Raw genomic sequence first — 11,539 nt, forward strand, 5'->3', positions numbered from 1 at the left:
CAGGCATGCGCACGGCACGCAAGGCCGGTGACCGCCGTGCACCACATCCCGACCCGGTAGCAGCCCCACCTGTCCGCGCCCAGCCGCGCGATGGACCGCACCGACGACGCCTCCCACGTCCGGCGCCGGTCAGATGAGCAGCATGCGACCCGACACGTTGGCCGACGGCCGAACCTCCCGACATCCGACCCCAAAAACTACTTCACAGCTAAAGCTTTAGTTGTAAAGTACTGCTACCGCGACTTCAGAGGAGAGCACATGAAGGTCGTGTGCATCGGCGGCGGACCCGCCGGCTTGTACTTCGGGTTGCTGATGAAGCAGCTCAACGCCGAGCACGAGATCACCGTCATCGAGCGGAACCGGCCATATGACACGTTCGGCTGGGGCGTGGTGTTCTCCGACGCCACGATGGAGACCATGCGCGAGTGGGATCGGCCGACGGCGGACCGGATCCAGTCGGCGTTCAATCACTGGGACGATATCGAGCTGCGGTTCAAGGGCCGGGTATTGCGCTCGGGCGGGCACGGTTTCGTCGGCATCGGCCGCAAGAAGCTGCTCAACATCCTGCAGCAGCGATGCGAAGAGGTCGGGGTGCGGCTGGAATTCGACCGGGAGGTCGACTCGGATCGCGAGTTTGCGGACGCGGACCTGATCGTCGCGGCGGACGGCATCAACTCCAAGATCCGCGGCAGGCATCGCGACGTCTTCGCGCCCGACCTGGTGACCAGGCCGAACCGCTACATCTGGCTGGGCACCGAGAAACTGTACGACGCTTTCACTTTCGATTTCGTCGAGACCGAACACGGGTGGGTGCAGGCGCACATCTACAAGTTCGACGACAACACCAGCACCTTCATCGTCGAATGCCCCGAACACGTGTGGCGCGCACACGGACTCGACCAGGCCCGCCCCGACGAATCGGTGGCCTTCTGCGAGCGGCTGTTCGCCGACAACCTGCGGGGCGAGAAGCTGATGACGAACTCACGTCACCTGCCGGGATCGGGGTGGCAGAACTTCCAACGGGTCAAATGCGAACAGTGGTGGCTGCACAACGGGGACAGCCACGTCGTGCTGATGGGCGACGCGGTGCACACCGCGCATTTCGCGATCGGCTCGGGCACCAAACTGGCGCTGGAGGATGCCATCGAGCTGGTGCGCCAGTTCGGCGCGCACGGCGACTCCCCCGCCGACCTGCCCACCGTGCTCACCCGGTACCAAGAGGTGCGGTCGATCGACGCGCTGCGCCTGCAGAACGCGGCGTGGAACGCCATGGAGTGGTTCGAGGTGTGCGGCGAACGCTACTGCGACCAACTCGAACCCGAGCAGTTCATGTACTCGATGCTCACCCGCAGCCAGCGGATCAGCCACGAGAACCTGCGTTTACGCGACAAGGGCTGGCTAGAGGACTACGAACGCTGGTTCGACGCGCGGGCCGGCGTGCGCCGCTCCGCCGAAGAGCCTTCCGTCCCACCGATGTTCACGCCGTACACGGTGCGCTCGGTGACGGTGAAGAATCGCGTGATCGTCTCGCCGATGGCGCAGTATTCGGCCGTGCACGGGGTACCGGGCGACTTTCATCTGGTCCATCTCGGCGCGCGCGCCGCGGGCGGGGCCGGACTGGTCTTCGCCGAGATGACCTGCGTGAGCCCCACGGCCCGGATCACGCCCGGCTGTCCTGGGCTCTATACCGACGAACAGCGGCGGGCGTGGCAGCGCATCGTCGACTGGGTGCACACCAACACCGATGCCAAGATCGGGATACAGCTCGGCCATTCCGGCGCCAAGGGTTCCACGCGCCGGATGTGGGACGGCACCGACCAACCGCTGACCGCGGACGACGACGAACCGAACTGGCCGTTGATCTCGGCCTCGCCCCAGCAGTACCTGCCCGGGGTGAGTCAGTGGTCCCGCGCGATGACCCGCACCGACATGGACGAGGTGACCAGCCAGTTCGTCGAGGCGACCCGGCGGGCGGCGCGGGCGGGCTTCGACTGGCTCGAATTGCATTGCGCGCACGGCTATCTGCTGTCGAGCTTCATCTCGCCGCTGACCAACCAGCGCACCGACGACTACGGCGGCACACTACGGAACCGGCTGCGCTATCCGCTGGAGGTCTTCGCGGCGGTGCGTGCCGCGTGGCCCGCCGAATTGCCTGTGTCGGTGCGTATTTCGGCGCACGACTGGGTCGACGGCGGCATCACACCGGCCGATGCCGTCGAGATCGCCAAGCAGTTCAAGCAGGCGGGCGCCGATCTGATCGACTGCTCGTCGGGGCAGGTGTCCAAGCAGGAGCAGCCGACCTTCGGACGGATGTGGCAGACGCCCTTCGCCGACCGGGTGCGCCAGGAGGCGGGCATCGCCACGATCGCGGTCGGGGCGATCTCCGAGGCCGACCATGTGAACAGCATCGTGGCGGCGGGACGCGCCGACCTGTGCGCCATCGCGCGCCCGCACCTGGCGAACCCCGCGTGGACCCTCACCGAGGCGGCCAAGATCGGCTTCACCGAACTCACCTGGCCGAAGCAATATCGAGCGGGCAAGCGGCAATTCGAGGCGAACATCCAGCGCCAGCAGGCCGCCGCGGCGGCGAAGGGGTGACCGGCGTGACCGAACCGACCCGCGGCAGACACGCGCTGATCACCGGTGGATCGCGCGGGATCGGGGCGGCGATCGCGAGCAGGCTGGCCACGGACGGCGCCCGCCTCACGCTGCTCGCCCGTGATCTGACCCGCGCCACCGACACCGTCGCCAGGCTTCCGAACTCCGCTGCCGCGCACGCCGTCTCGTGCGACATCACGGACCCGACGGCGGTCACCGCGGCGCTCGCACAAGCCCGCGCACGGCACGGCGCGATCGACATCCTGATCAACAACGCCGGACAGGCCGCCAGCGCACCGCTGCGGCACACCAGCGACGAACTCTGGCAGCGCATGCTCGCGGTCAACCTCACCGGCACCTTCCTGTGCACCAGAAACGCTGTCCCGGACATGCTCGCCCGCGGGCGCGGGCGGGTGGTCAACATCGCCAGTACCGCGGGGCTGCGCGGTTATCCCTACGTCAGCGCCTATGCGGCGGCCAAGCACGGTGTCGTCGGGCTGACTCGCGCACTGGCGCTGGAACTCTCGGGCACACCGATCACCGTGAACGCGGTCTGCCCCGGCTTCACCGATACCGATCTGCTCCAGGAAAGCGTGGCACACGTGACCGAAACGACCGGGCGCAGCACCGACGAGGCGCGGGCCGCGTTCGTCCGACACAACCCGCAGGGACGACTGATCGAGCCCGCGGAGGTCGCCGCGACCGTAGCCTGGCTCTGTTCGGACGCGGCCGATTCGCTGACCGGGCAGTCGATCTCGGTCAGCGGCGGAGAGGTGATGTGAGATGACCATCCAGCCGGACGCGGTGCCGGTGCTCGGCGACGAACGGATCGGAATGGAGGCGCGCGCCGGCTCCGGCGACCATCTCGAGGTACGGCTGTGGTTGCGGCTCTTGGCCACCGCCAACGAGATCGAGCAGGAGATCCGGACGCGGCTGCGCCTGCGGTTCGCGACCTCGCTCCCCCGCTTCGACTACCTGGCGCAGCTCGCTCGCCACCATGACGGCCTGCGCATGAGCGCGCTGTCGCGCTACTTGATGGTCACCGGCGGCAACGTCACCGGTTTGACCGACCAGCTGGTCGCCGAGGGATGGGTGGACCGGCTGCCGGACCCGGTCGACAAGCGGGCGACGCTGGTCCGCCTGACCGCGTTGGGCCGCACCCGATTCGAAGAGATGGCCGCCGAGCACGAGGGCTGGCTCACCGAGATGTTCGCCGGATTCGGCCGCGACAACGAGCAGGCGCTGTTCGAATTGCTCGGCAAGCTCCGCATCCACCTCGCCACCGACCCAGCTACCCCACGGGACCCCGCATGAACGAGTCAGGGCCCGCAGGAGGAAGTCTGCGTAACCACGTCGGGCCCCTCGGGCATGCGAAAGGAGACACAGCATGACCCAGCACATCGATCCCGCTCTGCGCGCGGCCAACCGCACGACGCTCGCCGACTACCCGGGCAAACACTTCCGCTGGCAGGTCGACGCCGGTGTCGGCACGATCGTGCTCGACCGACCGGAACGAAAGAATCCGCTGACCTTCGACTCCTACGCGGAGCTGCGAGATCTGTTCCGCCGCTTGGCCTATGCCGAGGACGTCGCGGTCGTCGTGCTCTCCGGCGCCGGGGCGAACTTCTGCTCGGGTGGCGACGTGCACGACATCATCGGGCCGTTGATCGCGCTGCCCGCGCCCGAGCTGCTGAAATTCACCAGGATGACCGGGGATTTGGTCAAGGCGATGCGCGCGTGCCCGCAGCCGATCGTCGCCGCCGTCGACGGCGTGTGCGCGGGCGCGGGCGCGATCCTGGCGATGGCCGCGGACCTGCGCGTCGGCACCGCGCGCAGCAGGACCGCGTTCTTGTTCACCCGGGTCGGCCTCGCCGGCTGCGATATGGGGGCCTGCGCGATCCTGCCGCGGATCATCGGGCAGGGCCGCGCCGCCGAATTGCTGTACACCGGCCGGACGATGACCGGCGACGAGGCGTACGCGTGGGGATTCCTCAATCAGCTCGCCGAGCCCGAGCAGGTCCTCGACGCCGCCCGTGCGCTGGCGCGCCGCCTGGCCGAGGGGCCGACCTTCGCCCAGGGCATCACCAAAACCATGCTGCACCAGGAATGGTCGATGACGGTGGACCAGGCCATCGAGGCCGAGGCGCAGGCACAGGCCCTCTGCATGCTGACCGAGGATTTCGGACGCGCGTATCGCGCCTTCCGGGACAAGCAGCGCCCCCGGTTCGAAGGGAATTGATACCCGTGCACGCCGACCACTGGGACTGGCCGTTCTTCGCCGACGAACACCGTAAACATGCTGCCGCGCTGCATGATTGGGCCGCCGACCGACTGGGGTGCGACACCGGGCCCGACCTCGACGACCGGTGTCGCAGGCTGGTCGGGGAACTCGGCGCCGCGGGCTGGCTGCGGCCCGCGGTCGCCGGTACCGAATTCGGCGGCAGCCAGGACCGGATCGACACGCGCGCACTGTGTCTCACCCGCGAGCTGCTGGCCGAGCACGACGCGCTCGCCGACTTCGCGTTCGCGATGCAGGGACTCGGCTCCGGCGCGATCAGCCTGGCGGGCACCGACGAGCAGAAGCGCCGCTATCTGCCACGCGTGGCGAGCGGCGCGGCGATCGCGGCCTTCGCGCTCTCGGAATCCGAGGCCGGATCCGATGCCGCCGCGCTGGCCTGTGCCGCACGGGCCGACGGCGACTGTTTCGTGCTCGACGGCGAGAAGACCTGGATCTCCAACGGCGGCATCGCCGATTTCTACGTCGTGTTCGCACGCACCGGCGAAGCCGCTGGCGCCAAAGGGATTTCGGCGTTCATCGTCGATGCCGACAATCCGGGCCTGCGCATCGCCGAGCGCATCGAGGTGATCTCCCCGCATCCGCTCGCGCGCCTGCGCTTCGACGGCTGCCTGGTGCCCGCGACGGCGCGCATCGGGGCGGCGGGGGCAGGTTTCGGTATCGCGATGCGCACCCTCGATATCTTCCGCACCTCGGTGGCCGCCGCCGCGCTCGGATTCGCCAGGCGCGCACTGGCCGAAGCGGTGCGCCGAGCCACCGGACGCCGGATGTTCGGCGGCGTGCTGGCCGACTTCCAGCTCACCCGAGCCGAACTCGCGCGCATGGCGACCACCATCGACGCCAGCGCGCTGCTCACCTATCGCGCCGCGTGGCAACGCGATCAGGGCCGCACCGTCACCAGAGAGGCGGCCATGGCGAAGATGGCCGCCACCGAGGGCGCCCAACAGGTGATCGACGCCGCCGTTCAGATGTGGGGCGCGCTCGGCGTGGTCCATGACCAGCCCGTCGAACGGCTCTACCGCGATATCCGCGCCTTGCGCATCTACGAAGGGGCCACCGAAGTGCAGCAGCTGATCATCGCCCGGGAACTGCTGCGCGGCGTGCCACCCGATCCGTCCTGATCTCCGATCACCCTCTCCCCCACAAGGTTCGACCATGACAAGTGCCCACATCGACACCTTCGCCCGCGACCATCTGCCGCCGCTGGACCAGTGGCCCGACCTCGTATTCGACCGCCCCGAACTCCGCTTTCCCAGCCGACTCAATTGCGCGACCGAACTACTCGACCGGCACGTGCTCGACGGCAACGGCGACCGCCTCTGTGTGCAGGCGCCGGGCGGGCCCCGCTGGACCTATGCCGAACTGCACGACCAAGCCAATCGGATCGCCGCCGTGCTGGTGCACGACATGGGACTGGTGCCGGGCAATCGGGTACTGCTCGACGCCCCGAACAATCCGATGCTCGCGGCCTGCTGGTTCGCGGTGATGAAGGCCGGCGGTATCGCCGTGACCGCCATGCCGCTGCTGCGGGTCAAGGAACTCACCCAGATCGTCGACAAGGCCAAGATCACGCACGCGCTCTGCGACGTCGCGCTGGCCGGTCAGCTCTCGGCGGTCGCGGCCGCCTGCCCCAGCCTCGATCGCATCCGCTACTTCCACAGCGACTCCGGTGACGGGCTGGAAGCCCTGATGGCCCGTCACGACGGCTGGTTCGACACCGTCGCCACCGCGGCCGACGACGTCTGTCTCATCGCCTTCACCTCGGGCACCACCGGAATACCGAAGGCCACCGCGCACTTTCACCGCGACGTCATGGCGATCTGCCAGAGCTTCCCGCGCCACATCCTGCGGCCCGAGCCCGACGACGTGTTCATCGGCAGTCCGCCACTGGCTTTCACGTTCGGGCTCGGCGGCCTGCTGCTGTTCCCGATGACGGTCGGCGCGTCGACGGTGCTGCTCGAGCAGGCGAGCCCGGCCCGATTACTCGACGCCATCACCGAATTCGGCGCGACGGTGCTGTTCACCGCGCCCACCTCGTATCGGATCCTGGCCCGCCACGGCACCGGGCTGCGCGAGACCACGCTGCGCAAATGCGTGTCCGCGGGCGAAGCGTTGCCGCCGTCGACCCGCGCCCGATGGCGCGAGGCCACCGGCATCGAACTGATCGACGGCATCGGCGCCACCGAGCTGCTGCACATCTTCATCTCCGCCGACGAGGAGCACGCGCGGCCGGGCGCGACGGGATTGCCGGTGCCCGGATATCAGGCCAGGGTCGTGGACGCCGACGGAAACACCTTGCCGCCCGGCGAGGTCGGGCTGCTCGCGGTCCGCGGGCCGACGGGGTGCCGCTATCTCGCCGACGAGCGCCAGCAGGCCTACGTGCGCGACGGGTGGAACTACACCGGCGACGCCTACTGGGTCGACGCCGACGGCTACTTCCACTATCAGGCACGCTCCGACGACATGATCGTGTCGTCCGGGTACAACATCGCCGCCCCCGAAGTGGAGGATGCCCTGGCCGGACATGCCGCCGTGGCCGACTGCGCGGTGGTCGGTGTGCCCGATGAGGATCGGGGTCAGATCGTCAAAGCCTATGTGGTGCTTCGCCCCGAGATCGACGCGACCGACGGGATGGTGGAGGAATTGCAAGACTTCGTGAAACGCACTGTGGCCCCGTACAAGTATCCGCGGGCCATCGCCTTCGTCGCGGATCTGCCGCGCACCCCGACCGGCAAGCTGCAACGCTTCCGCCTGCGCGAAATCGGTGCGCGGCACGGTGATTCGGCGGCCACGGCATGAGGGTCCTGCAACCGCCGGGCTGGCCGCGCCCGCGCGGCTACGCCAACGGTGTCCAGACCCGCGGCGAGCTCGTGTTCGTCGCGGGCATGGTGGGCTGGGACAGCGACGGCGTCTTCCGCGCCGACGACCTGCCCGGCCAGGTCCGGCAGGCGCTGCACAACGTCGTCGCCGTACTGGCCGAGGCGGGCGCCGAGCCCGCGCACATCGCCAGGATGACGTGGTACGTCACCGACGCCGACGCCTACGTCGCGGCCCAGCGCGAGATCGGCGCGGCGTTCCGGGAAATCATCGGCACCTTCGACGCCGCGATGACCGCCATCGAGGTCACCCGCCTGGTGGAGCAGCAAGCCCTGGTGGAAATCGAGGTCACCGCCGTCATCCCGGACCGCCCGCGGCAGAACGACTGAAACCGCAGGCAGAGACGATGTCCGGCGCCGAAGAGCCGGGCGGCGCACCCATTCGGCGCCGCGGCGCGGTGGAATTTCCGGACCAAGTCGCCGAACCGGCTGGCGTCCGGCGAACATTCTGGAGACACTGTTCGCACCTCCGGAAAATTCTGGAGGAGGGGGAACAGCTGAAGAGAGACAGTCATCGGCGCTCAAAACGGACACCGAGCGCCTTCGCCGACCGGGCCGCGCCCCGGCAGTGCACACGGAGTACACGATGTTTTCGCGATGGAAGAACACCGCCGCCTGCGCGGCCGCCATGGTCACCGCCGTCCTGCCGGTCGGCGCGGCCACGACCGCACACGCCGCCCCGCAGCACTGCCCCGAGATGTACGTGGTCGCGGTTCCCGGTACCTGGGAGACATCGAACGCCGAACCGGGCAAGGGGATGCTCGCGGCCGTCGCCGACAACCTGCCCGGCGACGTGGCCACCGACTACGTCGCGTACCCGGCGACCGCGTTCCCGTGGGAGGGCGAGGTCTACGGACGATCCAAGCAGGAAGCCATCAACGGCACCCGTGCACTGCTGACCAACATGGCCCAGCGCTGCGATTCGACCCGTTTCGCACTGCTCGGCTACAGCCAGGGCGCGGACGCGGCCGGTGACGTCGCCGCCGAGATCGGGACCGGGCTCGGCGTGGTGCGGCCCGAGCGCGTCGCCCTGGTCGGCCTCATCTCCGATCCGCGGCGCTCCCCCACCGACACGCTGATCGGCCCGCCTGTCCTCGGCGCGGGCGCGGGCGGCCCGCGGCTGGGCGGCTTCGGCTGGCTCACCCCGCAGACGTACACCTTCTGTGCGGCGGGCGATCTGTACTGCGCGATCCCCGATGGTGACTTCGCGGCCCGTATCGCGGGCTTCTTCGCCCAGGTCTCCAACCCCAACCCCGCGCTGTTCGGCGCCTACCAGCAGCAGGCCAACGCGCTCATCGCCGACGCGCTCGCCGCCGGTGGTCTCGGGTTGCTCTCGGATCAGCTGAACAACTCCGCGTACGAGGAGCGCAAGCAGCAGATCGATGACTTCCTGAAGTCGGGCATCCACCAGAGCTACCCGCACTACGCGATCGGCGGCGGAGACACCCCGCTGACCTGGCTGCGTGCGCGGCTCATCGAGGTGTCCAGGGGCTGAGCCCGCTACAGCGGTCCGGCCGCGAGTGCCGGACCGCTGACTCTTCTCGCGAAATCCTCACCAGCACGGAGCTATTCGGCGCGCCGTCCGTGCACGATCCGGCAGAGCTCGGCGACCTCGGCGGGGTCGGTGTCGAAGCGGTCGAAGCCTTGCGGCACACCGGCTCCCGCGAACAACACCGCGCTCCCCGCTGCGCCCGGCACCGCCGTGCGCACGGCCGCGTGCAGGTCGGCCACCCCCGTCGCCGCCAGCGCCGCGAGGGCGTTGGACGGTCGCACACCGCCGCAGGCCATCACGTCGAGCGCGCCACCGGCCCGCGCCACCAGATCCTTGATCACCGCCGCGCCGTCGAGAACCGCGCGCTGCCTGCCCGCGGTGAGCACCCTGGCGCAGCCGAGCTCGATCACCTGATCCAGGGTCCGCTGCGAGGACGCGCTGACATCGATCGCCCGATGAAAGGTGACCTCCAGGTGTTCGGCCGCCGCCACCATGGCCGCGCAGGCCGGATCGACCGCACCGGTCGCATCGAGCGCGCCGATGACGACACCGTCGGCACCGGCCGCCCGCGCCGCGGCGATATCGCGGAGCATCAGCTCGATCTCGTCCGGCGAGTACACGAAATCGCCCGGCCGGGGCCTGATGAGCACGTGCACTTGGGTTTTCGTGGTCCGCGCGATCGCGTACTCGAGCAGGCCGATGCTCGGCGTCAGCCCGCCGTCGGACAGGCCGGCGCACAACTCGATTCGATCCGCGCCCGCCTGCTCGGCGATGCGCACCCCGTCAACCGACTCCACACAGATCTCTACTCGCACAGCAGCGAGTATCCACCGCCGAGCCGCCTACCCGGAGCGCAGCACCCGATAGATCGTCTCGGATTTCGGACTCGGCCGTGCCACCTCGTGCCAGCCGATCTCCTCGGCGCGGTGCGCGATCGCCGCGCGCACCCGCGCCGGATCGACATCGTCGTCGAAGAACGCGACCGACAGTCCGTTACCGGTCTGCTCGTCGACGAGATGATAGGCGTGCAACACCCCTGGAACGGTTTTCGCGGCGTCGATCACCCACTGCCGATCGTCGTCGGGCATCGGTTCCCACACGGCTACTCGAGCGAACATGTCTCTCCCTTCCGCGGTGATGAGAGGACGGTACCGCCGGCTCGCCGAGCCCGGAGCGGATCGACATCGCTGATTCGTGGTTCCGTTCGCCGACGCGCGCTCCCGCGCCTGCGACCGGCCCCATCGCGCCGGTCGCGGCACCGGGCAACTCCGGGGTGAACATTACCGTCGGCCGTATCAACGCATTCGAAATCCGTTCGGCACCGGCGAAACCGATGCACCGGACCAGGCCATTCAGCTCGATATGGCTGCGACGGTTGGTAACTCAGGGTATACTGCGGTTACGCGGATGATTGTGCGAGACGAAACCCGTTGCGGCGCAAACACGGTGCGTCACGGGTGGTATCGAGATCGAATCCAGTCGCAGCGAAGTTGTTCGGCCATCAGTCGAATTCTGCTGCCAGCACACCACACTGGCTGTTTGAAGCGAACTGCTCACCGCATCGGGGCCGGAGTCGGCACGCGGAGAAGAGGAGTTGCCCATGCAGCGAATGATCAACGATTCAACCACCCGTATGATGCATGACCACGGCGTCCGAATCGAACGCACCGCCCCACGGCAGCAACGGATTTCGCGCATCGCGCACACCGGCGCCTATGCGTCCGGGTCGGCGCCGATCCGGCACATCACACCGCCCGTGGGCCGCAGCGCCACATTGCGTTACGTGCGCATGGGCCTCGGCTGGGCCCCCTTCGACAACACCGGCGCCCGGCCCGCCGCCGACCTCGACGCCACCGCCCTGCTCTTCGACGGTCACCGCCTGCTCGACGCCGTCTATTTCGCCCAGCTGAGCTCCGGCGACAACTCGGTGCGCCACCACGGCACCGGTCACCTCGGTGACGGCCTCGGCGAAAGCGAGATCATCACCGTCGACCTCTCGCGCGCCCATCCGCGCGTCACAACGGTCCTGTTTCTCGTCACCGCCTACGACCGGCACACCCTCGACCGTGTCCCCGGCGCCTGCTGCCGCCTCGTGGACGGTGTCAGCAGTGCCGAACTGGCCTACCTCGACCTCACCCGTACCGCTCGCACCGGCATGGTGGTCGCCGCGTTGCACCGCGGCCGCGGCGGCTGGCAGCTGCGCCGCATCGCCCGTCCCATCTCCGCCACCCATCCGCTCGAGGCCGTCCCGCTGATCGCCGACCATCTGGTGTGAGC

General features: G+C 68.8%; 11 protein-coding genes. 9 read left to right on the forward strand and 2 right to left on the reverse strand.

Going from position 1 to position 11,539, the window contains the following annotated elements:
* The first annotated feature begins 90 nt into the window (after nt 1-90).
* The 8 genes from F5X71_RS20510 to F5X71_RS20545 all read left to right on the forward strand — a co-directional run bounded on the left by F5X71_RS20510 (nt 91) and on the right by F5X71_RS20545 (nt 9,265).
* Entirely contained in the window at nt 91-2,598 is a 2,508-nt protein-coding gene (locus F5X71_RS20510) for a bifunctional salicylyl-CoA 5-hydroxylase/oxidoreductase (RefSeq protein WP_238815360.1), read from the forward strand.
* 5 nt (nt 2,599-2,603) lie between these two features.
* Nucleotides 2,604-3,380 carry an SDR family NAD(P)-dependent oxidoreductase gene (locus F5X71_RS20515; protein ID WP_167463502.1) on the forward strand — a complete coding sequence of 259 codons (777 nt, stop codon included), beginning with the start codon at nt 2,604-2,606 and terminating at the stop codon, nt 3,378-3,380.
* A 1-nt stretch (nt 3,381) separates the two neighbouring features.
* Nucleotides 3,382-3,912, forward strand: coding sequence for a MarR family winged helix-turn-helix transcriptional regulator (locus F5X71_RS20520; protein ID WP_167463503.1), 531 nt, complete (start codon nt 3,382-3,384; stop codon nt 3,910-3,912).
* Between the two features lie 73 nt (nt 3,913-3,985).
* Nucleotides 3,986-4,837, forward strand: a complete 852-nt coding sequence (locus tag F5X71_RS20525) for an enoyl-CoA hydratase family protein (protein ID WP_167463504.1) — start codon at nt 3,986-3,988, stop codon at nt 4,835-4,837.
* Nucleotides 4,838-4,842: 5 nt separating this feature from the next.
* Complete coding sequence (locus tag F5X71_RS20530) at nt 4,843-6,015, forward strand: acyl-CoA dehydrogenase family protein (protein ID WP_167463505.1); 1,173 nt, start codon at nt 4,843-4,845, stop codon at nt 6,013-6,015.
* Nucleotides 6,016-6,049: 34 nt separating this feature from the next.
* The gene (locus F5X71_RS20535; protein WP_167463506.1) at nt 6,050-7,693 is read left to right on the forward strand and encodes an AMP-binding protein; all 1,644 of its coding nucleotides are present in this window, start codon (nt 6,050-6,052) and stop codon (nt 7,691-7,693) included.
* Entirely contained in the window at nt 7,690-8,100 is a 411-nt protein-coding gene (locus F5X71_RS20540; protein WP_167463507.1) for a RidA family protein, read from the forward strand. Before F5X71_RS20535 ends, F5X71_RS20540 begins: the two co-directional genes overlap by 4 nt.
* Before the next feature lie 256 nt (nt 8,101-8,356).
* On the forward strand, nt 8,357-9,265 hold the full coding sequence (locus tag F5X71_RS20545; RefSeq protein WP_174817105.1) for a cutinase family protein: 909 nt from the start codon (nt 8,357-8,359) through the stop codon (nt 9,263-9,265).
* 71 nt (nt 9,266-9,336) lie between these two features.
* Here the strand turns inward: F5X71_RS20545 and F5X71_RS20550 are convergent, their stop codons facing one another.
* Both F5X71_RS20550 and F5X71_RS20555 read right to left on the reverse strand, forming a co-directional pair.
* The gene (locus F5X71_RS20550; protein ID WP_275106737.1) at nt 9,337-10,077 is read right to left on the reverse strand and encodes a copper homeostasis protein CutC; all 741 of its coding nucleotides are present in this window, start codon (nt 10,075-10,077) and stop codon (nt 9,337-9,339) included.
* Nucleotides 10,078-10,104: 27 nt separating this feature from the next.
* Nucleotides 10,105-10,380 (reverse strand): hypothetical protein, encoded by a 276-nt coding sequence (locus tag F5X71_RS20555; protein ID WP_238815361.1) that lies wholly within the window; start codon nt 10,378-10,380, stop codon nt 10,105-10,107.
* A gap of 515 nt (nt 10,381-10,895) precedes the next feature.
* On the opposite strand from F5X71_RS20555, the gene F5X71_RS20560 reads away from it, so the two are divergent.
* Nucleotides 10,896-11,537 (forward strand): TerD family protein, encoded by a 642-nt coding sequence (locus tag F5X71_RS20560; RefSeq protein WP_167463509.1) that lies wholly within the window; start codon nt 10,896-10,898, stop codon nt 11,535-11,537.
* The last annotated feature ends 2 nt before the right edge of the window (nt 11,538-11,539 follow it).

This window comes from Nocardia brasiliensis (genome assembly GCF_011801125.1).
GTDB classification, from domain to species: Bacteria; Actinomycetota; Actinomycetes; order Mycobacteriales; family Mycobacteriaceae; genus Nocardia; species Nocardia brasiliensis_C.

What these genes read in the sequence shown, in the direction of transcription:
- F5X71_RS20510 (WP_238815360.1), top strand. Translation starts at nt 91, where the DNA reads ATGGACCGCACCGACGACGCCTCCCACGTCCGGCGCCGGTCAGATGAG.
- F5X71_RS20520 (WP_167463503.1), top strand. Translation starts at nt 3,382, where the DNA reads ATGACCATCCAGCCGGACGCGGTGCCGGTGCTCGGCGACGAACGGATC.
- F5X71_RS20525 (WP_167463504.1), top strand. Translation starts at nt 3,986, where the DNA reads ATGACCCAGCACATCGATCCCGCTCTGCGCGCGGCCAACCGCACGACG.
- F5X71_RS20535 (WP_167463506.1), top strand. Translation starts at nt 6,050, where the DNA reads ATGACAAGTGCCCACATCGACACCTTCGCCCGCGACCATCTGCCGCCG.
- F5X71_RS20540 (WP_167463507.1), top strand. Translation starts at nt 7,690, where the DNA reads ATGAGGGTCCTGCAACCGCCGGGCTGGCCGCGCCCGCGCGGCTACGCC.
- F5X71_RS20545 (WP_174817105.1), top strand. Translation starts at nt 8,357, where the DNA reads ATGTTTTCGCGATGGAAGAACACCGCCGCCTGCGCGGCCGCCATGGTC.
- F5X71_RS20555 (WP_238815361.1), bottom strand. Translation starts at nt 10,380, where the DNA reads ATGTTCGCTCGAGTAGCCGTGTGGGAACCGATGCCCGACGACGATCGG.
- F5X71_RS20560 (WP_167463509.1), top strand. Translation starts at nt 10,896, where the DNA reads ATGATGCATGACCACGGCGTCCGAATCGAACGCACCGCCCCACGGCAG.